17 protein-coding genes and 1 pseudogene are annotated in these 24,438 nt (G+C 68.8%); 4 read left to right on the top strand and 14 right to left on the bottom strand.

Features of this window, described 5'->3' with window-relative positions:
* Positions 1–507 precede the first annotated feature (507 nt).
* Positions 508–717 carry an integrase core domain-containing protein gene (locus tag AB0N14_RS32365; RefSeq protein WP_366029263.1) on the top strand — a complete coding sequence of 70 codons (210 nt, stop codon included), beginning with the start codon at positions 508–510 and terminating at the stop codon, positions 715–717.
* A 129-nt stretch (positions 718–846) separates the two neighbouring features.
* Here the strand turns inward: AB0N14_RS32365 and AB0N14_RS32360 are convergent, their stop codons facing one another.
* Positions 847–1,623, bottom strand: coding sequence for an alpha/beta hydrolase (locus AB0N14_RS32360; protein ID WP_366029262.1), 777 nt, complete (start codon positions 1,621–1,623; stop codon positions 847–849).
* 94 nt (positions 1,624–1,717) lie between these two features.
* Here AB0N14_RS32360 and AB0N14_RS32355 point away from each other — a divergent pair, with 94 nt between their 5' ends.
* The gene (locus tag AB0N14_RS32355; protein WP_366029261.1) at positions 1,718–2,563 is read left to right on the top strand and encodes a helix-turn-helix transcriptional regulator; all 846 of its coding nucleotides are present in this window, start codon (positions 1,718–1,720) and stop codon (positions 2,561–2,563) included.
* Positions 2,564–2,994: 431 nt separating this feature from the next.
* Here the strand turns inward: AB0N14_RS32355 and AB0N14_RS32350 are convergent, their stop codons facing one another.
* From AB0N14_RS32350 to AB0N14_RS32320, 7 genes are all read right to left on the bottom strand, one after another.
* Positions 2,995–3,198, bottom strand: coding sequence for a hypothetical protein (locus tag AB0N14_RS32350; RefSeq protein WP_366029260.1), 204 nt, complete (start codon positions 3,196–3,198; stop codon positions 2,995–2,997).
* 178 nt (positions 3,199–3,376) lie between these two features.
* Positions 3,377–3,631 carry a hypothetical protein gene (locus tag AB0N14_RS32345; protein WP_366029259.1) on the bottom strand — a complete coding sequence of 85 codons (255 nt, stop codon included), beginning with the start codon at positions 3,629–3,631 and terminating at the stop codon, positions 3,377–3,379.
* Entirely contained in the window at positions 3,628–3,861 is a 234-nt protein-coding gene (locus AB0N14_RS32340; protein WP_366029266.1) for a tyrosine-type recombinase/integrase, read from the bottom strand. The genes AB0N14_RS32345 and AB0N14_RS32340 overlap by 4 nt, the downstream gene beginning before the upstream one ends.
* A gap of 558 nt (positions 3,862–4,419) precedes the next feature.
* Positions 4,420–4,722, bottom strand: coding sequence for a hypothetical protein (locus AB0N14_RS32335; protein ID WP_366029258.1), 303 nt, complete (start codon positions 4,720–4,722; stop codon positions 4,420–4,422).
* Between the two features lie 407 nt (positions 4,723–5,129).
* The gene (locus AB0N14_RS32330) at positions 5,130–5,756 is read right to left on the bottom strand and encodes a helix-turn-helix domain-containing protein (RefSeq protein WP_366029257.1); all 627 of its coding nucleotides are present in this window, start codon (positions 5,754–5,756) and stop codon (positions 5,130–5,132) included.
* Between the two features lie 479 nt (positions 5,757–6,235).
* Positions 6,236–7,810 carry a PQQ-binding-like beta-propeller repeat protein gene (locus tag AB0N14_RS32325; RefSeq protein WP_366029256.1) on the bottom strand — a complete coding sequence of 525 codons (1,575 nt, stop codon included), beginning with the start codon at positions 7,808–7,810 and terminating at the stop codon, positions 6,236–6,238.
* Positions 7,811–8,591: 781 nt separating this feature from the next.
* Positions 8,592–9,314 carry an SDR family NAD(P)-dependent oxidoreductase gene (locus AB0N14_RS32320; protein ID WP_366029255.1) on the bottom strand — a complete coding sequence of 241 codons (723 nt, stop codon included), beginning with the start codon at positions 9,312–9,314 and terminating at the stop codon, positions 8,592–8,594.
* An 817-nt stretch (positions 9,315–10,131) separates the two neighbouring features.
* Between AB0N14_RS32320 and AB0N14_RS32315 the strand changes: the two genes are divergently transcribed.
* Entirely contained in the window at positions 10,132–11,469 is a 1,338-nt protein-coding gene (locus tag AB0N14_RS32315) for a cation:proton antiporter (RefSeq protein WP_366029254.1), read from the top strand.
* Between the two features lie 487 nt (positions 11,470–11,956).
* Here the strand turns inward: AB0N14_RS32315 and AB0N14_RS32310 are convergent.
* Positions 11,957–13,165 (bottom strand): annotated as a pseudogene (locus AB0N14_RS32310) (transposase).
* 223 nt (positions 13,166–13,388) lie between these two features.
* On the opposite strand from AB0N14_RS32310, the gene AB0N14_RS32305 reads away from it, so the two are divergent.
* Entirely contained in the window at positions 13,389–14,399 is a 1,011-nt protein-coding gene (locus tag AB0N14_RS32305; protein ID WP_366029253.1) for an NADPH:quinone oxidoreductase family protein, read from the top strand.
* A gap of 46 nt (positions 14,400–14,445) precedes the next feature.
* On the opposite strand, the gene AB0N14_RS32300 is transcribed toward AB0N14_RS32305, so the two are convergent.
* Genes AB0N14_RS32300 through AB0N14_RS32280 form a run of 5 tightly spaced genes read right to left on the bottom strand, consistent with a single transcriptional unit; the run spans position 14,446 to position 24,325 of the window.
* Positions 14,446–15,036 (bottom strand): flavin reductase family protein, encoded by a 591-nt coding sequence (locus AB0N14_RS32300; protein WP_366029252.1) that lies wholly within the window; start codon positions 15,034–15,036, stop codon positions 14,446–14,448.
* On the bottom strand, positions 15,029–15,505 hold the full coding sequence (locus AB0N14_RS32295) for an acyl-CoA thioesterase (protein WP_366029265.1): 477 nt from the start codon (positions 15,503–15,505) through the stop codon (positions 15,029–15,031). Before AB0N14_RS32295 ends, AB0N14_RS32300 begins: the two co-directional genes overlap by 8 nt.
* A gap of 2 nt (positions 15,506–15,507) precedes the next feature.
* Positions 15,508–21,327: a type I polyketide synthase gene (locus tag AB0N14_RS32290; protein ID WP_366029251.1), complete on the bottom strand. Its 5,820-nt coding sequence runs from the start codon at positions 21,325–21,327 to the stop codon at positions 15,508–15,510.
* Positions 21,324–22,346 carry an enediyne biosynthesis protein gene (locus tag AB0N14_RS32285; RefSeq protein WP_366029250.1) on the bottom strand — a complete coding sequence of 341 codons (1,023 nt, stop codon included), beginning with the start codon at positions 22,344–22,346 and terminating at the stop codon, positions 21,324–21,326. Before AB0N14_RS32285 ends, AB0N14_RS32290 begins: the two co-directional genes overlap by 4 nt.
* Positions 22,343–24,325, bottom strand: coding sequence for an ASPIC/UnbV domain-containing protein (locus tag AB0N14_RS32280; RefSeq protein ID WP_366029249.1), 1,983 nt, complete (start codon positions 24,323–24,325; stop codon positions 22,343–22,345). The genes AB0N14_RS32285 and AB0N14_RS32280 overlap by 4 nt, the downstream gene beginning before the upstream one ends.
* Between the last annotated feature and the right edge of the window lie 113 nt (positions 24,326–24,438).

Below are 24,438 nucleotides of genomic sequence, written 5' to 3'. Positions count from 1 at the left end.
GGACAACCACCCGGCAATCGCCACTGCCCGCATCCCGAAGAAACACCCAGAACCCGCCCGACACCCATGATCAGAAATCACGCGGTGGATCCAGGCTGAACTTTAAGGAACAGACTGCTACCCCAGCCAAGTGCTGTGGTGTGGGGCGGCGCCGCGCCGTCCCACACTGTCCGTACGGCGCTCGGCCACCCCTTGGCATCGGGTGGCGGTGGGCGGTCTGTTCCTTAAAGTTCAGATGCGGGGTCGGGGCGGCCGGGGAGGTCGCCGCCGTCGGGGGCCGCGCAGTCCATGGGGGCTGAGGAACATCCGTGTCAGATCGTGCGCTAAGCCCACGTCGGCCCTGATGGGCGGCTGATGGAGCGTCGGCGGCCGGACCAGTCTCAAATCTTCCCACGGATAACGCCCTATTAACCCGGTCAATACGTATCCATTCGGTATACCGAGAGGCTGTCCGAGATCGGGGCTTCGGCCTCGGTCGGCTCGGTCGCGGACAGCTATGACAATGCGATGGCCGAGGCCCTGAACGGCACCTTCAAGGCCGAACTGATCGAGATGCAAGGCCCCTGGAAGGACGTCGACCAGGTCGAGCGGGCGATCTTCCAGTGGGTCACCTGGTACAACGAGGAACGCCTCCACTCCGCACTCGATTACGTACCGCCCGCCGAGTACGAACGCGACTGGTGGCGACAGCAGGAAGCCGCCCCGCAGTCCGCCTGAAACAAGACCACCGGACTCTACGAAACTCGGGGCAGCTCAGGAGGGCCGGGCCTCGGCCTCGCGCTGTCACGCGGCGGGGCGTCCCGCGGGTGATCGGTGACGAAGTCGATTTTCAGGCCGCGCAGATGGTCAGGCTGCTGGTGCGAAGGCCGTGATTGCGTCGACGAGGTCGGCCGGAGCTTCCAGCGGGATCAGGTGACCCGTGTTCGGAATCACCGCGAAGTCGGCTCCAGAGAGGTAGGGCACCAGGTTGTCGACGAGCACGTCGACGGGCTCGACATGGTCGTTCTCTCCGGCGACGACGAGGGCGGGGACGCTGATCATGCGGGTGTGCTCGCAGACGTCCTCCGCGATGCCGCGCAGCGGCCACTCCGTGCGGGCGGCGTCGGTGCTGGCCCGCGAGTCGGTCGCGATCTGCGACTTGATCGATTCGGGCAGCTCGGTCGCGGTGAGGATGTGATCCCGTGCGCCAGCGACAGACTCGTCGGAGTCGTAGGCGTGGGAAAGGCCTTCCCGGTACTCGGGAGTGATCCCTGCGGCGGGCTTCGCCGGAGCGGAACCAACGAGGATGATCCCGCGGAGGCCGGCGGGCCGGGTCGCCGCTATGAGCTGCGCGATCTTGCCACCCATGGAATGTCCGACGAGGACGTAGTCGGTGACGCCCGCGTCGGCGATCACGGCGAGCGTGTCGTCGGCGAGTTGGCGGAGGGTGTAGGGGCCGGCCAGGTTGCTCGAGCGGCTCCACCCACGGAAGTCGACAGTGAGCATGTCGCGTCCCGCGAGGCCATCGACGACAAGGTCCCAGGTGCGGGCGGATCCACCCCAGTAGTGCAGAAACACCAGGGTCGGTCCGGTCCCCGGGCGGTGGTCATAAGCGGGCAGTAGCGGCTGCTGCGTCGTGTTCATCGTGACTTTCTCGATCAGTGTTCTGGGGCGATTGTTCTGTGTGTTCATTGAATCTCTGCCGCTGTGCCGGGGCATCGGCATGACTGGTCGCCTGATGGTGGAAACTGGACAGGTGACCGTGATCCGGCAGATGACCTACCAGCCCGTCGAGCGCCGTGCCGCCACTGTCGAAACCATGACGTTCGACCGCCTTCGCGAGCTGAACGACGGCGGGACACAGCGTGCCGACTTCCACGTCCTCGCCGTCGTCGATGCCGGGCACGGATCCGTCACCGTGGACTTCCTCCGACACCCGCTCCAGGAGCGGTCCGCGGTGTGGGTCGCTCCTGGAGCTGTGCACCGATGGGATGACATCGCTGGCGTGGCTGGGCACGTCGTGCTGTTCGTGCCGACCGCGCCGGTCACCCACGCCACCCGGGAGCTCGTCGCGTCCCCGAACCTGGTCACACACTGGAGCATTCCCGACGCCGACTGGCCGTTCGTCGACACCGCGCGCAACCATCTCCTCCTCGAAGCATCCGCCCCACCCGGGGATACCTCGACGGAGCTGCCCGAGATCCTGCTCTCCGCGCTCATCGCCCGGCTCCGGCCCCCCCACGCCGAAGCACGGTCGATCAATCCGGTGTTCCGACTGTTCCGGTCCAGCGTCGAAGCGCACTTCCGGGAACATCACGACGCCGGCTACTACGCCCGGACACTGGGATACGCGCCCCGCACCCTCTCAAGAGCGGTGCAGCAGGTCACCGGCCTCACCGCGAAGGCGTACATCGTCGATCGGATCGTCCTGGAAGCCAAACGGCTCCTCGCACACGACCGCCTCACCGCAGCCGCCTGCGCCAACACGCTCGGCTTCCCCGACGCGTCCAACTTCTCGGTGTTCTTCCGGAAGGCGACAGGCATGCGCCCGGGCGCGTGGCAGGCGACGGTGGCCGTCGAGTGAGGGGGTGTACTTAAGAAAGGCACCATCCATGATCACAGAGCGTCGCAACTCACATGATCGCCAGGGCCCTGTACCTGCCTCGCTTCTTGGGTACCACCGTACCTATCTGCGCGACCTCTTAGCCCGGAGTTGTTACCACCTCCCCCAGCCTCATACCAGGAAAATGCCCACCACCAGGCGAGATCACCCGACGTCACGAAGCATTACTAGCCCTCGGCCACCAGTACCCCGCCCCGCAACGAGAAGTGGTCAACGACCCGTTGGTGTCCTGCCGGCTGCCGTCTGACTCACCCCTGCAGTGGAGGAAGTTGATGCCGCCGCTCCAAGGCGGCGACGCCTGACGACGCCGTGCGAATGCTGCGCTGCGACATCAGCCGAGAGGGCCGACACCTCAACTTTGGGAAACCGGCCCTCTGGTCACAGGGACAGACTCAGCCGGCAGCGGCAACTTGGCTATCCCTGTGTTTGATGAGCAGGTCCAGCATCTTGTTGAACTCGTCTGGCGGCATCTTGCGGATCAGGAAGTATGCGGCGTCCGCGCCGTCCTCGTAGGGGAACCTCTTCAGCTGCTGGCCCCTTGCCCCAGCCGTCACATCGGTGCCAGTGGTCTGTACGGGAACGGAGGGTGTGGCCACCCCTGCCTCGTTGGCAGACTCCTCATCCGCCGGGGCCGTTGACGTGGGAACCACCGGGCGATCGCCGGTAGCCGGTTCTTCCGGTGCTGGTGAAGGTTCCACAGCCCCGCTGGTGATTACGGCGTAATCACCAGCGCGGCCAACCTCCGTGCTGCCTGCGTCTCCCCCTGCGGTCTCCTCATACCGGGCCTTGGCTGTGCGGGTCCTTTCGTCTTCCTTCCGGGCCCGCTCCGCCTTCAACTCTTCCGCAGTCCTCGACGGCGCAGGCCCAGCCGAACACCGGATGGTCACCGGGAACGGCGATCACGTCCGGTGTCAGCAGCGGATCGAAGGTCGGCGCCGCGATCAGCGCGTGAAGGATCTCCAGCCGGTCACGCTTCGTGCGCGAGGTGCCCGGGTCCGTCCTGGCCGGCGCCAGCGCGAGCGCGGTCATGCCTGCTCACCCCAGACCGTCTGCAAAGCTGCGATGAACTCCGGGGAGTGCTGATCGGGATGCCCGTAGACCTCATCCACCATCCGTGCGGAGGACCAGTTCCCGGCCTCCTTGGCCACCATCGGGTCGTTGCCGGACGCATCCATGACCTTGGCGGTCGTGGTGTGGCGGAAGGCATGCGGTTTGATCCTGCCCGGAAGCTCGGCCCTGTTGCCGGCACGCCGCAGCATCCCCGCGCGGCGTCCGCGGTCCACGGCTCGCCCAGGCGCGGCCCGGACAGCTGGATCAGCAACATGCCGTGCCCGGTGGCGTACTTGGCGTACTCGGTCGTCATGTACTCGAAGTAACTGCTGATCATGGCCGAGCTGACCCGGTAGATCTCCCCGCCGGTGATCACGCCATCGGCCAGCTGCCAGTCCGGCTTCCGTTTCGCCGCAGCCTGGTTCACGTTGCCGGGCCGGTGACACACATGCACGTGAGGGCGCGGGCACTCACCGCAAGCGGCATCATCGCGCAGGTGCAGATCGACCAGATGCAGCCCCGTCAGCCCGCCGATCCGCAGCATGGTGTCGGACAGCCAGGTCACCACCATGACGTCGCGCGCGGTGTTCACCGCAGTCAGCAGTTCCGGGCGTGCCCCGTCGGGCAGCATCTTCGGATGGCGGCGGCGCCGGCTGTGCCGCGGCGCCAGCGGATTGACCGACACCGACGTCATCACGTGCCCCAGCAGGGATCGGTCGCGGTCCGCATGGGTCGGAAGCCTCTGAACCTTCAGCCCCAAGGCCAGGTCAGGGTCCACCCCGGCCGCGCACTGGTGCAAGTAGAAGCCCTTCAGGCACGCCGCCGCGACCTCCAGGCCCGAGGCGCCGTACGGCTTCTTCGGCGCCACGCGCCACGGCTGGCCGTAGGGCAACGGGACTCTCGCCCCGACCGCCCCCCATGTACCGCTTGAGATCCTGCAGCGTCACCGACGCGGTCGTGAGCTGTTCACGCAGCCGCCACCGCAGGTGGTCCACCAGGTAGTACGCGTACGTCTTCTGGCTGCCGCTGCCCTCGTGGGTCCGCAGGTAGTCGTCGGCTTCCTCGTCCACGGACCCGTCCGGCCAAACGATCGTGTACGAGCGGCCGCAACCTGCCCTGGGCATCTGTTGGACCCGCAGGTCTCCCAGCACCATCCGACTTCGCATCACGGCCCCATCTCCGCACATCATGTACAAGACGGAGCATCACCAGGTGATCGGTAAATACATCTACGACGCACCAGGAGGGTCGCACTGATGGGACCATCAGGGCAGACAGGCCGTGGTCGGTAAAGGTGCCAGATCGCGAGGGCCTGATGGGCCTGCTGGTGCTGCAGGGAGCGGCCGACGGGTGCACGTCGTGGCCAGCTGGGCGAAGACCGCGGGCTGGACTTCTTCTGTCATCTCAGCGACGCGTCATTCATCCAGGACACTCCCCGAACTGGCTGACGCCCACCCACTGCCACCCCATCGCCCAGTCACACGCTGACGTGCAGCCGGGCGGCGACGAGGGTGTCCCACGCGGCGGTCGCGCAGGTGATGACCTCTTCCAGCTCGGCGCGGGTGGCGCCATCGCGGGCCTGGACGGACAGGCCCGCGACCACGGTGGTGTAGTAGCGCGCGATGGCGTCAAGGCTGGTGGGGGGCGCGGTGAGGTCTCCGTCGGTGATTCCGCGGGCGAGCCGGTCCTTGATGGTGGCGTAGATGTTGCGCCGCAGGTCGGCGAGGAACTCCCGAACCCCCTGGTTCTCCACCGGGCCCATGAGCGCGGCCAGGATGAGCATGCAGCCGGTCGGCGCGTCCGGACGGGTGATCTCATCGGCGGTGGCACGCAGCATGGCCTCGATCGCGGCGCGCGCGGTCGGCTGTTCGCGCAGCGCGCGCCGGGGCGGCTCGCCCGAGGTCGTGCCGTAGAGCGCCATGACCTGGCGGAACAGGTTCTCCTTGCTTCCGAAGCAGGCGTAGATGCTAGCCGAGGCGATACCCGTGGCCGCGGCCAGGTCGTTGAGCGACGTCCCCTCATAGCCCCGTTCCCAGAACAGGACCAGGGCCTGGCGCAGGGCGGTGTCCGGGTCGAATGTGCGCGGCCTGCCGCGAGTGGCCATCAGAATGCCTTTTCCTCTTGTTTATCGTTCGATCAAGTTTACCTCGACCTGCTTCGGAGGCGATTGAGCACGTGGTTGGTCGTTCGACAAACAAAAACGGAGGCGACCATCATGGGCATTCCCACGACCATGCGTGCGCTGCGTCAGACGTCGCTGAACGGCCCGCAGGACCTGCGTCTGATCGCCGACGCGCCAGTACCGAGCCCAGGCCCGGGAGAGGGCCTGATCCGGGTCTCCGCTGAAACGTTGGACTGGCGACCTGGTCAAAGACTGCGGAGGGCGGCTCCGGGTGCCGGCGCATGGGCGCCTGCGGACCTGGAGCCGCCTTCGTCACTTACGTCGGGAGCCGCTCGTGCGGCGGGCGTCGTTGTCAGCCGAGTGCCAGGTGACCGGCCCGAGGGGGGCGATTGTCTCCATGGGCTTCCCCGGTGGTGTGATGGCGCCGGCGGCCGCGCGGAGGTCTCGACGGGCTGACGCGGTCAAGACTGCCCGGCACACGTCTGGAACGCGTACAACTTGTTGTTGCCGGTGAGTCCGGGGAGTTTGCTGTAGCCGGAACCCCAGAAGACGGTGCCGTCGGCGATCGCGGCTCCCGCGAGCACAGATCCGCCGGAGGCGAAGCTCCAGATGACGGTGCCGGTGGCGGCGTTGAGCGCGAACATGTTGTTGCCGGCACCGGCCGCCGAGGGGGCGAAGACGACGCCGTTGGTCACGGCCAGCGGCCCCTGATCCGAGGCGCCGCCCGGGTCCGGGGTCTGCCAGAGGATTTTCCCGGTCGCCGGGTCCAGTGCACCCCATGAGCCGTGACTGGTTGTCTGACCCGATGGCTGGAGGGTGTAGGGCTGGCCCTGGTAGTCGGAAATGGCTACGTAGATCCGTTTGCCGTCTGTAGCGGAACCCCACTGGATCCCGCCGAGTGGCCCGCCTGGCCCAACCTGGGTGGCCCACAGGACCGCACCCTTGCGGTCGGGGTCGAAGGCGGCATAGACGCCGCTCTTTTGCCCGGCCCCGAGGACGGTTTTGGGGCCGCTGGCCGTTTGGATGGTGAAAAGGTTGACGCCGCTGCCGAAGTCGTAGTCGGAGCCTGTCGGCTGAGGGCAGTTCGGTCCGGGGGTGCCGGACAGGCACGCGAGATTCCAGTCGTCACCGTCGGACAGGCGTTGTGACCACGCGACCGACCCGTCCGTCATATGCAGCGCGACGATCGAGTCGAAATGGTCGTCCGGGGACAGGCACGATTCCTGGGTGCCGCCGCTGCTGATGCAGGACGTGTACGCAGGCGCAGTCGGCGTACTGTAGTTGTTGCCGGTGGTGGTGTACACGACACCCCTGGCCGGGTCCGGGACGATGGTGCTGCTCCAGACGGCGCCACCGGTGTATCCCGTCGGCACCGTGAAGGTCTTCCACTTCAGGGCTCCCGTGCTCGCGTTCAGCGCGACCACGCTGCCGCGGAAGCTGCAGCAGGGGTAGCTGGGATTGTCGGCCGCGTTCTCTTCGGTCGAGGAGACACCGGCGTAGAGCACGCCCTGGTAGACGATCGGTGACGTGGTGTCGATCGCGTATGGGTGGCTGTCGAGTTGGGTCTTCCAACGGAGGGCACCGGTGGTGATGTCGATGGCGAGGAGCCAGGCGCCCTGCTGGGTGCCGATGTACATCGTGTTGGTGCTCGGGTCGACGTAGGGCGAGGTGCGGGAGACCACCTTGGCGGGCGGATCGGTGAAAACGCCCGGCAGGTAGTCCGTCAGGATGTCCCGGGACCAGATGAGCCGGCCGCTGTCGGCCTTGACCGCGTACAGGTGCCCGGACCAGTCGGGAAAGTACACGGAGCCTTTGGCCACGGCGGCACGCGCCGACACGTCGCCGCCGGTCGTGAACGTCCACTTCTTGGCAAGGGTGCCGGCGCTGGTCGTCGTCACCTGGCTGTTCTGATCGACCGGGGCGTTCGCCGTGTTGTTGGGGTTTTGGCCGAACATCGGCCAGTCTTGAGCCTCTGTCACCGCGGTGGCCGCGTTGGCGCTGGTCTTCGGGAGTCCGTACACCGTCGCTGCCGCCAAGGCCAGGACCGCGAGGAAGACCCCAGTTCGACGGCGCCACCACCGTGGTCGCGTGTCGTTCCTTCTCGTCGCCGATGCGGGTCTGCGTCTCATGTTCCATCCCGTTTTGCTGAGTTGATCGTTGTGGTCTCGGCAGATGCCGTCGCTGGTGAGGTGCAGGAGTGGGAGCGGTCATGCGGTTCCAGCCACTACAGGCGGCCGCCGCGCACGTGGACCGCGTGGGCTGGTGCTGCGGCGCGGCAGAACCGATGGAGCTTGCCGAGCGGGCTGAGGTGGTGTGAACGCGGGCTCGGCTGAAGGAGCAGTTGCGGGTGGTGCCGATGGCGCGTGCCGAAGACGCGGTGCGCGCCGGAGTTCGGCGGTTGACCGGTCGGTGTCGGGGGCTGGGTGAGGCGCGGGAGGACACGCAGCCCAGGCCTGCGTTCCCAGCGCGTAGTGGCGTCAAGACGCAGAGGGCGCGTCCTTCCCCCACGGTCGGGAACAGCGCACATCGTCGCGATCGCCTCAGCCGAGGCGATGGTTGCTTCGAGAAATGGCCGAGCGGCTCGTCGGCCGGCAGTGGCCACTCACCGCGATGGCGCCGTCCGGTGACCGGAACGTCGCAACCGGGCCGCCGGTGCTCCTGCTAGCTCCGTGCCCGGCACAGCCCGGCGGGCAGAGGCACCCCGCGGGAGAATCCATCGGTTGGTGCCCGTACTTGCCCGGGATGGGCGGACCGCCCCAAGGGTGGGGCGGTCCGGGTGTTACGACTCTCTGCCTCCCCGTGCAGGTGTCGCCCAGCTCACGCCGGGGGCGCTCCCTGCGCGAGTTCGGCGAACTGGCGCTCGAGGAGCTTGTCCGGGCCGTTGCGCCACATGTCGGTCATGGGCGCCATCGTGGCGTCGGGGAAGATGTCCTCCTCCCCCTTGTCCACCGCGTCGAAGATGGCCTGGGCGGCGGATTCCGGGGACGACTTCGGGATGGGGAGTTGGCGCGTCATGTCGGTGTCGATGGGGCCGGCCAGGACCGCGTGGACACTGACGCCCTGCCCGGCCAGGAACGCCCGCATCGTCCTGGTCAGGGAGAACAGGGCCGACTTCGAGATCGAGTAGGACGCGAAGGGCGGCAGGGGCGAGAGCGCGGCCGCCGAGTTGATGGTGATGACGGTACCGCCGGAGCGGACCAGGGCGGGCTGGAAGGCCTGGGTCACGGCGTGGGTGCCGTGGAAGTTGACCGCCATGTGGCGTTCGAGCACGGCGGGGTCGAACGGGACGTCGGGCAGCATGATGCCCGCGTTGTTGATGAGGATGTCGAGTGACTCGACCTGTTCGGCGGCCGCCTGGATCTGTGCGGCGTCGGTGATGTCCAGCGTCAGGGGCGTCACCCGCGCGTCGGTGGGAGTCAGGGGTTGGCGGGTGCCGGCGTAGACCCGCGCGGCACCCCGCGCGAGGGCCTCGGCGGCCAGCGCCTTTCCGATGCCGCGATTGGCCCCTGTCACTAAGACGGTCTTGCCTTCGATGCTCATTGTTCTTCTCTCCTGTCACGTGCTGTGGCGTGCGGTGGTGGGCAGCCTGACCTGAGGGCCCCCTGGTCCTGCACCCGCTCGCCGACATGGCTGTGCAGGCGAGTTCTGTATGACCGGACCAAATTTGTTTGTCGAACGACGAATAAATCGTCCCATGGCGTTCTGGCGTGGGTCAAGGTAGATCGTGTCCAATCGACAAAGAATGTGCGCACACCGCGCGGGAACGCCGGACGACCATCCCGGCAGGCCGCACACAGTTGAATAGTGCACGGGAACCCGGTCGATGACCTCTGACCGCGGCCGTGGGTGCCGCGCGGCGCGTGTCACCCATGTGGCATCCCCGGCCGGCATCCCGTCCGGGCGCCGCGCTGGACGCTGGGCGCAGCTCACCGCCGGTTCCGGCGGCTCAGCAGGATCGCGGTGGCCTGTATACTCCGCCAGCTGCCAGCCGGCCTACCGGCCTACCGGCCTACCGGCCTACCGGCCTACCGGCCTACCGGCGCCAGCAGACCGCGGATGTGGTCCCGCAGCCGCCATCGCCGATCTGCTCGACCGAACCGCCCCGCCACCCGCGCGAACGCCGACTACAACTGCGCAGCCCAGCACACTCGGCTTCAGTCGTCGTTGGACAACTGCGGTGGCTGTCATGCGCGTCGGCGCCACCGCCCTGATCAAGTCGGGCACGCAGTGAGAAGCGAGCCTGCACGCTGGACTCCAGGCTGGTGGGTGGGGACCTGCCATGGGCACGCCGCGGGCGGCCACGGTCCCGGCACGAGTGCCAACCCTCCTTCGAACTCCGCCGCGTAGGGAGACCACCGTGGCCCCACCCCCGTCGATCGCCGCGCATGCACTGCTTGTCTTCCTCCTGCAGGTCGGCCTGCTGCTCTCGGCCGCGCTGCTACTCGGCCGGCTGGCCCACCGCTTCGGGATGCCGGCCGTCGTTGGCGAACTGTGCGCCGGGGTGTTCTTCGGACCGACGGTGCTCGGCCATCTCGCGCCGGACGTGTCCGCGTGGTTGCTTCCCCGAACTGCCGCGCAGTTCCATCTCCTCGACGCGATCGGCCAGATAGGTGTGGTGTTGTTCGTCGGCGTCACCGGCATCGAGGTGGATTTCGGCCTCGTGCGGCGCAAGGGCACCGTCGCGCTCCGGGTCGGTTTTGCTGGACTGGTGATCCCGCTGGCCGCCGGAGTCGTCGCAGGTCTGGTAGCCCCGCGTTCGCTGCTGACCGGCTCGATGAATCGGGAGGCCTTCGCACTTTTCGTCGGTGTGGCGATGTGCGTGAGTGCCCTACCGGTCATCGCGAAGACGCTGTCGGACATGAATCTGCTGCACCGGAATATCGGGCAGTTGACCATGGCAGCGGGCGTGGTCGATGACGTGGCCGGATGGTTGCTGCTGTCGATCGTCTCCGCGATGGCCACGTCAGGCGTGCATGGTGGGACGGTGGTGTCCTCGGTGGTCCTGCTCGCGATCGCCGTCCTGGTGACCGCGACCGTCGCCCGTCCACTCGTACGTGGTGTTTTCGGGCGGTGCCAGCGGTCGCCCGAGAACGGGCCGACCATCGCGACCGCCGTCCTGGTCATCGTGCTGAGCGCGGCCGCTACCCAGGCCATGGGCTTCGAGGCGGCGTTCGGCGCGTTCCTCGGCGGCTTGCTGATCGGTTCGGCGAACACCGCGGACCTCAGCCGACTGGCGCCGTTGCGGGCAGTGGTGGTGTCGGTGTTCGCGCCCCTGTTTTTCGCCACCGCCGGGCTCCGGGTGGACCTGACCATCCTCACCCGTACGGTCCCGCTGCTCACCTCGGTCGTCGCGCTGTTGATCGCGGTGGCCGGCAAGTTCGCCGGAGCGTATCTGGGCGCGCTGGCCAGCAAGTTGACCAGGTGGGAGGCACTGGCCCTCGCGGGTGGGATGAACGCCCGCGGAGTCATCCAGATCGTCGTGGCCACGGTCGGTCTGCGCGTCGGCGTCCTCGATACGACCACGTACACCATCGTGATCCTGGTGGCGATCACCACTTCGCTGATGGCACCGCCGATCCTGCGTCGTGCAATGTCCCGCATTCTGCCGACCGAGGAGGAGGCGGAGCGGGGGCGAGCGCTGGCTGTCTTCCGCGGCCCTCACTCCAGTGCCAACCCTGGCTCCGAGGCTGCCTGAAGCTCGACCAGCCGGACCTGACACGACGTTCAAGCCACCGCGGGAGGAGAAGCGTGCCCGCGCGTGCATCAGTGGGCTGTCGGCGGCTGCAGACCTGTCCATGGCCACGATCAGGTAGAAGGCTGCACGAGGCCTTGTTCCCCGCATGCGAGCGGGCCGTACGCGTCCAGGCCGACGAGGGACCTGGGCATCTCGCACCACTGCGCCTGATCTCGGCCCTGTCCGAGGCCGGCCAGTCTGTTCATCAACGACGCCCGCGCCGCGCTCCCCATGGTCGACGTCGCGGCGCCAACCGGCATCGGAGCCATCCGAGCGACACGCAGGAGCCCCTTCCGGGGCCGCACGGGACCTGGGCCGGGGAGGCCGTGCTGCTCACTCGCGGATCAGCAAGGCCGGCAGCTCGAAGCACGACCCACCGGCAATCGGCCAGGCGAACGACGCAGTCGTCGCCGTTCTCGCAAGAGACGTGCTTGACTTCCTCCCCCGCCTAAAGGCGGGGGATTCCAGCGGTCACCCGCTGGGGTTCCTGCTTCACCGACGACCGCCCCCCGTCCGGGAGGACTCCCGTTGAGGTCTTACGCCGTCTCCGCAGGCAGACGCCGCCAGCCCGGCGGCCAGGATGTTGCGCGCCGCGTTCACGTCGCGGTCATGCACGGCTCCGCAGTCGCACGTCCACTCGCGGACGTTCAACGGCAACTTCTCGCGGACCGTGCCGCAGGCCCCGCACAGCTTCGAGCTGGGGAACCAGCGGTCGATCGCGACGAGTTCACGCCTGTACCAGGCGTACTTGTACTCCAGCATCGACCGGAGTTGCGTCCACGACGCGTCGGAGATGGCGCGCGCGAGCTTGCCGTTCTTCAGCAGGTTGCGGACGGTGAGGTCCTCGATCACGACCGTTTGGTTCTCACGGACGAGACGAGTCGACAGCTTGTGCAGGAAGTCGCGGCGCCGGTCGGCGATCCGCGCGTGGATCTTCGCGACCCGCTTGCGAGCCTGCTCCCGGTTCGCGGAGCCCTTCGCCTTCCGCGACAGCTCCCGCTGCGCCTTCGCGAGGCGGGCGCGGTCTCGGCGCTCATGCCGGGGGTTTGCGACCTTCTCCCCGGTGGACAGGGTCACGAGGCTGGTTATGCCCGCGTCGATACCGACCGCGTTCGCGGTGGCCGGAGCCGGAGCGATGTAGTCGTCGCACAGCATCGACACGAACCAGCGCCCGGCACTGTCACGGGAGACGGTCACCGTCGTCGGTACCGCCCCCTCGGGCAGCGGACGCGACCAACGGATATCCAACGGCTCGGACATCTTCGCCAGCGTCAGACGGCCGTCGCGCCACGTGAAGGCGCTGCGGGTGTACTCCGCCGAAGCACGGGACTTCTTCCGCGACTTGAAGCGCGGGTACTTCGCGCGCTTGGCGAAGAAGTTCCCGAACGCCGTCTGGAGATGCCTGAGCGCCTGCTGGAGCGGGACGGAGGACACCTCGGACAGGAACGCGAGTTCCTCGGTCTTCTTCCACTCTGTCAGCGCGGCCGACGACTGCACGTAGGAGATCCGGCGCTGCTCGCCATACCAAGCGCGAGTGCGTTCCTCCAGCGCCTTGTAAGACGAGACGGACGCAGCCGAACGTGCGGGACAGCTCGGCTGCCTGCTCGTCGGTGCGGTAGAAGCGGTACTTGAAAGCCCGCTTGACCTGCTGCGTCATGCCTCACATCGTATCAGCTACCGTGTGAGCGACGCTCATTGCTGGGGTGGCGGAGCGATCTCCGCCGCTGCGCGGCTCCGCTCCGAGGATGCGTTTCTTCCCCGCCCTGAAGGACGGGGTTTCCACGCAAGGAGATTCCGATGAGACCGGTGACATCAGTGAGGACTTCCCGGAACTTGTCGAGGATGCGTAGTAATGTCCGCTTCCTGCTCAGGATCCCTGAATGAGGAAGCCGATTCCGATGAGCGTTCCCCCCACCATGCGAGCTTTGCAACAGACGTCGCTCGACGGCCCGCAGGGCCTCCGCCTGATCACCGACGCACCGGTACCGGCGCCCGGCCCGGGCGAGGTCCTGATCCGCGTCACCGCCGCGGGCGTCAACTTCGCCGACATCTCGCAGGGCCGCGGCACTTTCCACAACGGCCCGCCGCCACCGTACCTGGCGGGCTTCGAGGCCGCCGGCGTGATCACCACGGTGGGCGACGGAGTGACCGGGGTGGAACCCGGCACCCACGTCGTCGGCGTCGGCTACGGTGCCTTCGCCGAGTACATGGTGCTGCCCGCGGCTGCTGCGGTTCGGGTGCCGGCGGGCTGGGCCGACGAGCAGGCACTGGGGATGGTCGTGAACTGGCCCACCGCCCTCGCCGCGCTCAAGCCGCTGGGCGGCATCGCCGCGGGGCAGGTCGTGCTGATCCACGCCGCCGCCGGCGGGACCGGCCAGGCCGCGGTGAAGATGGCCAGGCACTACGGTGCGACGGTGATCGCCACTGCCTCGCCGAACAAGCACGAGACGGTGCGTGCGCTGGGCATCGATCACGTCCTCGACTCACGCGGCCCCGATCTCGCCGCCGAGGTCCTGGCGTTGACCGGCGGCGAGGGCGTCGATCTGGTGCTGGAGTCGGTTGGCGGGGCCACTTTCCACGCCAGCCTGGCCGCGGCCAAACGGGTCATCGGCCGAGTGGTGGTGATCGGCCTGCCCGCCGGCGAAGCGGAGTTGAGCAACTGGGATCTGGTCTACCGGCATCAGGTGCATGTGATCGGCCTGAACCTCGGGGTGCTGATCCAGTCTGCGCCGCAGATGTTCGGCGAGGTGATGGGCGAGCTGTTCGCGCTGATCGCCGCCGGTGTGCTCGCCCCTGGCCGGCCCACTGTCTACGATCTCGGCGACGGGCCGAAGGCGCTGGCGGAACTGGAGGCTCGCGCCACCACCGGCAAGCTGGCCCTGCTGCCTTGACCGGGTCAGACCTCAGCGGTGCTGTGTGTTCTTCAGGCCGCGCGTCTCATGCCTCCTTGGGATGCAGATCGTGGAAGCCGCCGTTGTAGAACAGCAGGGCGTCCTCCTCGTCCTGGAGTCCCATATCGAGGACTTCGCCGACGAAGATGGAGTGATCGCCTCCTTCGTAGGTGGCCGTGAGGGAGCACTCCAGCCAGGACAGGGCGCCCCCCACGATGGGAGATCCGGTGAAACGGCCGGGTGACCATTCGATGGGGGCGAACTGTTGGACGCCGCGAGGGCGGCGGCGATCGGCGAAGTAGCGGGCCAGATCCTCCTGTTGCGCGGAAAGCACCGATATCGCGAAGGATTTGCGGTCGAGGACGGCCTCGTGCATAGCCGCTTCCCGGAGCACGCAGATCAGCACGAGCGGAGGGCTCAGCGACACCGATGTGAAGGAGTTCGCGGTCATGCCGTGGGGCTTGGCACCGCCGGTCGTCACCACGGTGACGCCGGTGGTGAACCGGCCGAGGACGCGGCGCATGCCGTTTCGATCGAGCTCGGTGGTCCGGTCCAGCCCGTCCGTCGGTTCGCGTTCGGCCGGTGTCGCGACTCCCGCGGCGGATGCCTGGTCGGTGTGGGCCATGGCGTCAGTCACCGCTCGTGATGTCGGCGAGCACGCGCGGCCGGCCCGCGGGTGCGGCCACGCTGTAGGGTTCCAGCGCCTTGCGCAGCGCGGCGGGCACCTTGGCCGGACGGGTGTCGGCGTTGGGACCGCGCATGCACGCGACCCGTTGCCGTCCCCGGGCGACCAGGTCCTCGAGCCCGTCGCGCAGCCGCACGTAGTCGAAGGCGAAACCGATCTGAGTCTGCGTCAGGTCCTCCAGGCGCATCCTGATCGACAGCTCGTCGAACGCGGTGATCTCCGCGAGGAACTCGCACTCGCACTTCAGTGTGAACAGCTTGAGATCGTCGCGGATCTCCTCGAGCACGTCGGGCGCATGCTCCCGCAGGAACATCTCGCGGCATCGCCCTTGCCAGCTCAGGTAATTGACGTAGTAGACGTTGCCGACGAGGTTGGTCTCCTCGAACCCGACGAGATGCCGGTATTCGTAGTACGGTCGTATGGTCATTCGCCGCTCTCCTTCGACTCCGTCAGCATCGTGAAGACCACGGGTGCGACGCGGCCGCGCAGCGTCGTGGGGAACGTCGCGATCCGGGCGGCACCCGAGCGCAGTACGACCCACTGGTCCGCCTTCGGCCCGGAGGCCTCGGCCAGCCCGGCGCGCGCGTGGCCGGTCTTGCGTAGACACTCCTGCGCGCCCCACACGCGGGTCGCGGCGATCGACAGGTCCTCGCCGCGTTCGCCGGCGATGAGCTTGGCCAAGGCGTATCCCTCCGCGCCGAGCAGGTCGGCCCACTCCTGTGCCGATCGCTCCCTGGCTTCCTCGACGTCACAGCCGACGGCTCGCTGCGCGGCCACGGCGAAGGTCACGCCCGCGCCGTGCGAGGAGGAGACCTCGATCCCTCCGTCGGCCTCAGGCCTGCCGTCCGGACGGTAGCTGAGGGACAGCTCGCGGCCCAGCGCAAGGCCGAGGGCCCGTACGGTCCTCGTGCGCCGGTCGGCCACGTCGGCGGCGGCTTCGCCGTCGTCGGGCCAGACGGCCATGTGGAGTGTGTCCGGCAGCGCTGTCGCGGACCGGCGTTCGAGGTAGGGGCCGAGCAGCACCGGCGTCCACGGTCCCGCGCCATCGCGCTTGCGGACGGCCTGGAGTCGCAGCCCCTCCCAGCGTTCGACGAGCGCGCCCGCCGGGTCGCGGACGTCGAGGTCGTACACGTACGTGTCGCCGTCGCGGGAGCGTTCGGTGGCGTGCAGCGTGACGTGATCGAGCATGCGTACGCGGGCCGGATCGGCGAGGTGGAGGCGCTCTATGGCGGCGGGCAGCAGGGTGGCGTCGGGTACGCAGCACTGGATCGCGTGCATGAGCGTGTCGCGCGTACCCGGGTCGGCGAGGAGGAGGTCGGAGGGCAGGAACCCGCCGAACCATGGCTTGGTCGCCGTGTTGGAGACGTCGGCAATGCAGTGCTTCGCGGCCAGGTCGCGGTAGCCCAGGAGCCGCTGGAAGCGGTCGCCCTGGAAGAGCACCGGACCGTAGAGATCCTCCTTGGGCGACAGCGGGACCCGGATCCCGGTGGGATGCGTGGGCACGGTGTCCTTCGGCGTCGGTACGTCGAAGCGGAGGGTCGCCCGGAAGTGATCGGCCTGGAAGGCGGTTTCGTCGCTGCGGATCACCGCCTGCACGGTGCCCTCCTCGGTGACGAGTGCAGCGATCCTGATCGTGGTCTTGCCGTCGACGGGGACGACGACGGGACGAAGGAATTCGACGTCCTCGAGCACGGGTGGCCCGGGGATGCCGGTCAGTGCCGTGGCCGCCTGGGCCATGGCCTCCATACCGAACACCGCCGGGAAGAGCAGATCGCCGTCGAGCAGATGGTCGGCCAGGTAGAGGTCGTCGTCGGCGGAGAGGTCCGCGTCGACGACGAGCTCGACGCCGGGATAGTGCACGCGGGGCCGGTCGACGAAGCGCAGCAGCGGCAGCTCGCGCGGCTCGAGTGCGATGGTGGGCAGACCCTCGGCACGGCTCATGACCACGACCGAGGTGGGCGCATGCGGGTCGGCGAGCAGGCTTCGGAGGACGGCGACGCCTTCATCGGACGGGATGGGACGGATGCCCTCGCGCATCAGCGCCTCCAGCACGCCGAGGCGCTCGCCCATGCCGGTGCCCGACCAGACCGACCACTCCAGTGCGAGACAGCGGCAGTTGGGATACTCGTCCCGGATCCGGTGGGTGAGGTCGGTGAGCCAGTCGTTGGCCGTGGCGTAGTCCGCTTCACCGCGCAGTCCGGCTCGGCCGATGATGCTGCCGAAGGTGACCAGGAGCCGGAGGGTGGCCGGGTCCGTGGCGGCGAGCACGGTCTCCAGCCCCGTGATCTTCGTTGCGAGCGTGCGCCGGAAGGAGGACTCGTCGAGGTTGGCGAGCGCGTGCGGCACGTTGCGGCCGGCGCCGTGCAGGATCGCCGTCACCGGCCCCAGCGTGCGGCGAACCTCCTCGACGGCTGCCTTGACCTGGTCGGCGGAGGTGATGTCGGCGCGCACGTACCGGTGGGTCACGCTCGCGGCGTCCATGCGCGCCAGGTTCGCCGCGAGCTCCTGGTCGGAATCCGGGTCGGAGCGGCCCATGAGCGCGATCGCCGCGCCGGTGGTACGCGCCAGGTCGAGCGCGCACTCGGCGGTGATGCCCTTGCCGCCGCCGGTCACGAGCAGCACGTCCTGCGCGCCGAGGGCGGGCTGCCCGTCGGATTCGCGCCGTCCCAGCGGGCGGAGCAACGGCACGTGGCGCACGCCGGCTTCGTCGTAGACGGTCTCGCTGAAGCCGGTGGTCGCGGCGATGTCGGCGACGATCTGCGCGACGCGCTCGGCCGGCACCGGCGCCGCCAGGGGCAGGGTGACCAGGGTCGTGGCGATGGTGGGGGCCTCCAGGTGGAGCGTCTTGGCGAGTCCGGCTGCGCTGCGCCGGTCGCCGACGATGACGAAACGACCCGGTGCGCCGGGTGAGAGGGCGGCGCGCGCGGCGGCGAGCATCATCGGCACGTGACTCTCGTCGCAGTCGCACGGCAGGCAGAGCAGTACCCCGCCGCCGAGCCCGGCCCGTCGCAGCGCGGTGTGGAGCGCAGGCGCGAGTGGGTGGTTGTCGGTGGCGAACAGCTGCCAGTCGCCGTCGGCCGGGGCAGTGACCGCCGGGCCGGGTTGGGCAGGTAGGAGTTCGACGGAGAACGCGCGTACCCAGGGGCCCGCGCCGGTGATGTCGATCGTGGCGTGCTCGTCTCCGGCGTGCGCGGTCTCGCCCAGTTCGTCGAGCATCTCGGCCAGTTGCGCCAGCGTCGAGGTCGCGAATGCCGAGGTTGCCAGTGGCGCGGTCAGTCCGAGTTCCCGGGAGGCCTGGGTGACGATGTGTCCGACGGTGATCGAGCTGAGGTGGAGTTCGTCGATGGGATTGCTCTGCGCGCTGACCGCCTCGAGGGGCAGCTCGGCTCGCTCGGCGGCGAGTCGCCGCAGAATGTCCAGCGTGTCGCCGCCCTCCTGCGCTGTCAGCGCCGCGGGAGCCTGCGGACCGGAAGCCTGCATCGCCTCTGGCGTCACGAGAGCCGGAAGGTCGTTCTCGGGCGCCGATTCGCAGGGGCTGGCCAGGAAACGCAGCTTCTTGTCGAGTGGGAAGGGCCGCGTGAAGCGGTCGCGGAAGAGGACATCATGGCGGACGGGCGCGCCGAGCGCGTACGCGACGCCCACCGCGTGCAGGAGGCCGGAGAGCGACATGCTGTCGGCCTCCAGCGACACCGCGGGTATCCCGGGGGCGATGTCTGCGGCCAGGCTTCGCAGGATTCTGCCGGGTCCGACTTCGATGAAGAGGTCGACGTCTTCGGCCATCGTCTGGACGGCCTCGGTGAAGCGCACCGGGTCCAGTACCTGACGGGTCAGCAGTTCGGGCACATGGGTTTCGGTGGGCAGGGCGGCGCCGGTGACTGTGGAGACCATGGTCCGGGCGAGCGGTGCGAAGCACTCGCCGCGCAGGTGGTCGTGGAACGCGGTGGCCGCCGGGGCGACGGCCTTGGAGTGGAACGCGTGCGAGACCGGGATCACGCTCGCCGAGAAGCCCTGGCCGGCGGCGCGTTCGCAGACATGTTTGACGGCGGCGGCCGGTCCGCTGACGACCGTTTGCTGGGGGCTGTTGTAGCCGGCGATCACGACCGGCTCCCCGGTGAGCAGGGGGACGACCGCCTGCGGCGGCGCGACGATGCTCGCCATGGTGCCGCCGCCGTCGCTTGCCTGCGCCATGATGCGGCCGCGCGCCGCGGCCGTGCGGAGCAGGCCGGCCTCGTCCATCGCGCCCGCCCAGTGGAGTGCGGTCAACTCGCCGAGGCTGTGGCCCGCGGCCGTGACGGCCTCGATGCCGAGCCGGGCCAGCACGCGCAGGCCCGCGACGGACGAGGTGACGATCCTCGGCTGGGCGTTCTCGGTCGCGACCAGGTCGGCGCCGGGGGGAAGCGGCAGGGTGCGGTAGAGCTCGTCGACGTCGGCGAACCGCCGCCGCAGTGCTCCGCCGTCTCCGCGTCGGCCGGCGCCTTGCCCGGGAAAGAGGAATCCGATCCGCGGCGACCGCGCGGAGGTGCCCAGGAAGACACCGTGCGCGACGTCGAGGACGGATCGGGCCCCGTTGTCGAGCATCGTCAGCAGCGTGGCGCAGCGCTGTCCTGCCTCCTCGGGATCGCCGGCCACGATCGCGGCGCGGAGCGGACGGTCGCCCAGCTCGCGCTCGAGTGTGGCGGCGAGGTCTCCGAGTTCGGCGAAGGAGAGCCTGCCGCAGAGCTCGGCCAGCTGCGCGATCCGGCCGCGCAGCGCGGAGAGGGTCTCCGCGTCGACCAGGAGCAGTTCGACGTCCTGCCGGGAGCGCGCCAGTGCCTCGACCTTCGGGCCGAGCCCGGAGTCCGGGGCGCTGTCGGCGTGCTCCACGACGACGTGTGCGTTGATGCCTCCGAACCCCATGGAGGAGACGCCGGAGCGGACGGGGGCGCCGGCCGGCCACGGCTCCGGCTGGAGCGGCACCCGCAGCGCGGGCCGCTCCCCCGTCAGCTCCGGGTGGGGGTCGACGTGGCCGGTAGCCGGGGGGATGACCTCGTGGTGCACGGCGAGGATCGCTTTGATGAGGCCGGCGACGCCGGCGGCCGCCTTGGTGTGGCCGATGTTTCCCTTGATGGTGCTGATTGCGGCAGCCGGCGCCGCGGGGTCGGCGGCGCGGCGTGCCGCGCTGAACGCCCGCAGTTCGGTGGCGTCGCCGACGGCGGTGCCGGTGCCGTGGCCCTCCAGGTAGGCGACGGTCTCGATGCCGTACCCGGCGGCCTCGTAGGCGCGCTGCAGCGCGAGCCGGTGGCCGTCGGCCTCGGGCCGGGTGATGCCGCCCTTGCCGTCGGAGGAGTAGCCCCAGCCGGCGAGCACGGCGTAGCGGTGCAGGCCTTGCGCGACCGCGTCCTCGTCGCGCATGAGCACGAGCATGCCGCAGCCCTCGCCGGGCCAGAATCCGTTGGAGCCGCGGTCGTACACGCGCATCTCGCCGGTTGCGAGGGCGCCGGTCTTGGCGAAGCCGATGACCTCGAACGGGTCGATGCTCAGGTCCACGCCGCCCGCGATGGCCACCTCGAGCTGGCCGTTGGCCAGGGCGTTGGCCGCGGTCGCCACCGACAGCAGCGAGGAGGAGCAGGCGCCGTCGACGGTGAAGCCGCCGCCGTGGAGGTCGAAGTGGTTGCAGACGCGTCCGGCGATGGTGTTGGCGAGGCCGCCGGCCAGGGTGTCCTCGTCGATCGGCGGGAAGGCGCTCTTGTAGCGCGTCTCGAGCCCGGCCAGGAAGGTGCCGAGTGCGGCGTCGTCCCAGCCCTGCTCGCGCAGGGCGGCGCCGACCGTGCGGCGCACGTACGGCCAGCGCAGCCGCATGAGGTTGGCGCGGCTGAACTCGCCGGTCAGGGTGTTGCCGATCACGACGCCGGTGGCCGACCGCGGCAGCCCTTCGCCGCCGGGGAACCCCGCGTCCCGCAGAGCGCGCGCCGCGGTGTCCAGGGCCAGCCAGTGGGTCATGTCCGTGGACCGGAAGGTGCTGCCCGCGACCCGGTAGCCGACGCGGTCGAACTCGAACCCCTCGAGGACGGCGGCCTTGCGACTGTAGAAGCGGTCGGGCGCCGCCGGGTCGGGCGAGTAGTAGTCGTCGAGGTTCATGCGCTCGTCCGGGAGCCGGCGGAACGCCCGCCGGCCGGCCAGGACGTTCTGCCAGAGCTGCTCGGTCGAGTCCGCGTCGGGGTAGCGGCAGGCGACGCCGACCACGGCTATCCGGTGACCGCTCATGCCCCTATCGCCTCCACATCGGTCGTTTCCGGCAGTCGGGCCGGGGCTCGTTCGCTCATCGCCGTGGCGTCGGGTGTGCGCCGGGAGCGTAGGCGCTGGATGAAGGACGCACCCCACCAGCCGAGGCCGCGTGCGCCGCAGACGATCACGAGGGCGATGAAGAGGGTGTAGGTGACGTTGAGTTGCATCAGGGCCCCGTACACGAACGCGACCGAGCCGCCGAACATGAACTGGGCGCGCCCCTTCATCGGCGTCGTGCCCGGGTCGGTGATCATGTAGTTGGTGAAGAGCACGAACGCGACCCCGGTCATCGAGCCGAGCGCGGAGAACAGCGAGACGTCCCAGATGCCGTGCCGTACGAAGGCCTGGATGGCATAGCCGCCCATCCAGCCGACGATCAGCGGCACCTTGCGCGTGAGCATGGTGTTGAGGACGGTGCCGGCCGTGGCGATGATGAGCGCGATCATGATCCGGAAGAACGTGTTCGCGTTCTCGGTGAATTCATAGGGCGGCGCGATGCTGACCCAGCCGAAGCAGACCAGAGTCATCGTGATGCCGAAGTTGGACGGGTTCATGAAGTGCCGCATCCGCCCGTTGATGGGCGCCTGGAACGCGTGCTTGCCGGCGACGCCGACGAACACACCGAAGAGGACCGGCAGGATCTGGTTGTTGGCGTAGAGCAGCATGTTGACGGCGAGGGCCGTGATGTGCGACGGCAGCAGGAACTCGTACAGGCCGCGCGGTCCCCCGTCGAGGAACCGTGGCCGCCGCTGGTACGCCCACGCGCTGATCAGTTCGAAGGTGATCTCGGTCGTGTACCCCGTCAGCAGGGCGAAGACCGGCCACAGGTAGGGCTGTTCGAAGCCGAGCAAGGTGTAGCCGAACACGTTGAAGACAGTGATCGACATGGCGAAGTTGCGCAGCGCGAGATACCGCGGATCGGGCTTCGGCTTGGGGGGCTTGGCGGTGGCGCTCGGCGGAGCGGTGTCGGCCTGAGAGGGGTGCGCGACGGCGGTCATCGGCTCGAAACCTCCTGGGCGGTGCCGGTGAGCATGAGGGTGTGGACGCCGGGCTTGAGCTCCAGCGTCTGCTGGTGGAGGCCTCCGTCGACGTCACGCCACTGGATGTGGGCGGACACGGGGCCGCTGTAGGAACCGATCCCGAAGTGGACGTCGAAGCTGCGGAAACCGACATGGCCGCCGCCGCCGTCGAGCTGGGAGATCTGGGTGCCCTGCGGTGTGGTGATCTGGACTGTGGCGCCGTACGCGGGCGCGCCGATCGCCTCCAGGCCCTTGCCGGTGTGGGCCGGGTCGGTGGACGGGCGGTAGAGCTTGAGCTCGAGCGAGTTGCCGCGGTCCGGCGCCTGGTTGGCGTAGAACGCCGGCGGTCCCCACTGCCGGGCCACGGCGAAGTCCAGGGTGCCGGTGCCGGTGGTGTCGCCGGTGGCGACGGCCCGGGTCGGGGTCGGCACCGCGAGGCCCAGCTTGGAGCTGACGTTGACGTAGGTGCCGTTGGAGTTCTTGGCGTAGAAGGCGAGGGCCTCGTGGCCGGAGACGTCGTCGCCGGGCTGGAAGTTGGGCCACATGGCCGGGTTGCTCAGCAGGTCGTCGTTCTCGGTGGCCGCCTCCTGCAGCCAGTTCCACCGGTTGTGGGTGCCCTTGACGAAGCCGTCGGTCTGGATGACGTCCTGCTCGCCCTGGTTGAGGAAGTCACCCGCCTTGACGTCCCAGCACCAGCCGGTCCAGGCCAGGCCGTGCTGCTGGGCCTCCTGCTCGAACGGGGCGACGCCGTTGCTGAGCTGCTTCGCCATGTCGGCGTTGTTCGCGGCGTGGTTGATGAAGAGCAGGTTGCTCTCCTGCAGGCCCCAGGCGACGTTGATGTTGCTGACGAAGAAGTCGAAGCTGCCATTGCTGTTCAGGTCGGCGAAGTCGACGCCCATGCCCTTGAAGGACCCGTTTCCGACCACGAACGACTTGGGGGTCGTCCCCGTACGCCGGCCTTTGGCCTCGGTGAACTTGATGTGGCCCGGGGTCGACTGGTTGTACAGCAGGTGGCCGTGGCCGAAGTCGTTGGCGATGTAAGCCTCCGGCAGGCCGTCGCCGCTGAGGTCGGCCCCGGAGATCGCAAGCGTCCAGCCGGTCGAGATCTGGAACGGGATCGCGCCCTTCTCCTCGACGTAGTGGGCGGCCGGGTGGGGGCCCGAGGTCGCGCTGTTCCAGCGCAGCACGTGGTCGCCGCCGGCGTTGTTGCCGGACGAGAGGCTGTTGGTCATCGCGACGTTCTTCAGGCCGTGCGGGTCCAGCACGTCCGAGTCGGGGAAGTAGTTGCCGACGATGATCGAGGGGTGTCCGCTGCCGTCGAGATCCGCGATGTACACGGCGTCGGTGTTCCAGCGCGGTCCGTGGTACTTGCCGTCGGGCCACTGCGAGGGCACGAGCTCCTGCGGCACGTACGCGCTCGGCGAGGGCGTCGTGACGGTCGACTTCGGCAGGAACAGGATCGGGGTCCGTCCCCAGTACGTCACGAGGAAGCCCATGCGGCCGTCGCCCGTGAAGTCGCCTGCCGCGCAGCCGGTCGGCGCCATAGTGTCGTCGTACGGCAGCGGTGCCGGGTTGAGGGTGAACGGCGTGAACCGGTCGGCCACCGGCGCGGTGGGCGTGTGTGTCACGATCACCTTGTTGGTTCGGGTGTCGACGAGGCACGTGCCGTCCGCGCGCCCGTGGCCGGTGACGTCGTTGATGGCGACGCCGGCGCCGACCGCCGAGATCCAGGAGCGGATCTTCTGGTAGGCCGGGTTGACCTTCCGGATCGTGTTCATGCGCTGGTTGTTGTAACCAGGTGGCAGCGCGATGGGCAGTTCCTTGAACTTGTACTTCGCGGCGATCTGCGTACCACCGGACACGCTGACCGCGCTGTCCGCTCCGAAGAACAGCGATGTGGCGACCACGACGGCCAGCACCCCCGGCACCAGCCGACGAAGACGCTTCCTCAGCCTCACGGCGATCTCCTCTCGAAACAACGGTCATGAAGGTGCGGGGGCGTCTCTTCGGATGGGCGGCCGCACGCGCGGCCCGAACACCACGCAAGCGGATGGAGCGGGGCGTGGGGCTT

The sequence above is a fragment of the Streptomyces sp. NPDC051104 genome (assembly GCF_040682835.1).
GTDB lineage: Bacteria > Actinomycetota > Actinomycetes > Streptomycetales > Streptomycetaceae > Streptomyces > Streptomyces cynarae.
Note: the sequence above shows the minus strand (reverse complement) of the source record. Positions and strands in the feature narration are given on the sequence as shown.

Coding starts and splice junctions, on each gene's coding strand:
- AB0N14_RS32365 (WP_366029263.1), top strand. CDS start 508: ATGGCCGAGGCCCTGAACGGCACCTTCAAGGCCGAACTGATCGAGATG.
- AB0N14_RS32360 (WP_366029262.1), bottom strand. CDS start 1,623: ATGAACACGACGCAGCAGCCGCTACTGCCCGCTTATGACCACCGCCCG.
- AB0N14_RS32355 (WP_366029261.1), top strand. CDS start 1,718: ATGGTGGAAACTGGACAGGTGACCGTGATCCGGCAGATGACCTACCAG.
- AB0N14_RS32345 (WP_366029259.1), bottom strand. CDS start 3,631: ATGACCGCGCTCGCGCTGGCGCCGGCCAGGACGGACCCGGGCACCTCG.
- AB0N14_RS32340 (WP_366029266.1), bottom strand. CDS start 3,861: ATGCTGCGGCGTGCCGGCAACAGGGCCGAGCTTCCGGGCAGGATCAAA.
- AB0N14_RS32330 (WP_366029257.1), bottom strand. CDS start 5,756: ATGGCCACTCGCGGCAGGCCGCGCACATTCGACCCGGACACCGCCCTG.
- AB0N14_RS32320 (WP_366029255.1), bottom strand. CDS start 9,314: ATGAGCATCGAAGGCAAGACCGTCTTAGTGACAGGGGCCAATCGCGGC.
- AB0N14_RS32305 (WP_366029253.1), top strand. CDS start 13,389: ATGAGGAAGCCGATTCCGATGAGCGTTCCCCCCACCATGCGAGCTTTG.
- AB0N14_RS32290 (WP_366029251.1), bottom strand. CDS start 21,327: ATGAGCGGTCACCGGATAGCCGTGGTCGGCGTCGCCTGCCGCTACCCC.
- AB0N14_RS32285 (WP_366029250.1), bottom strand. CDS start 22,346: ATGACCGCCGTCGCGCACCCCTCTCAGGCCGACACCGCTCCGCCGAGC.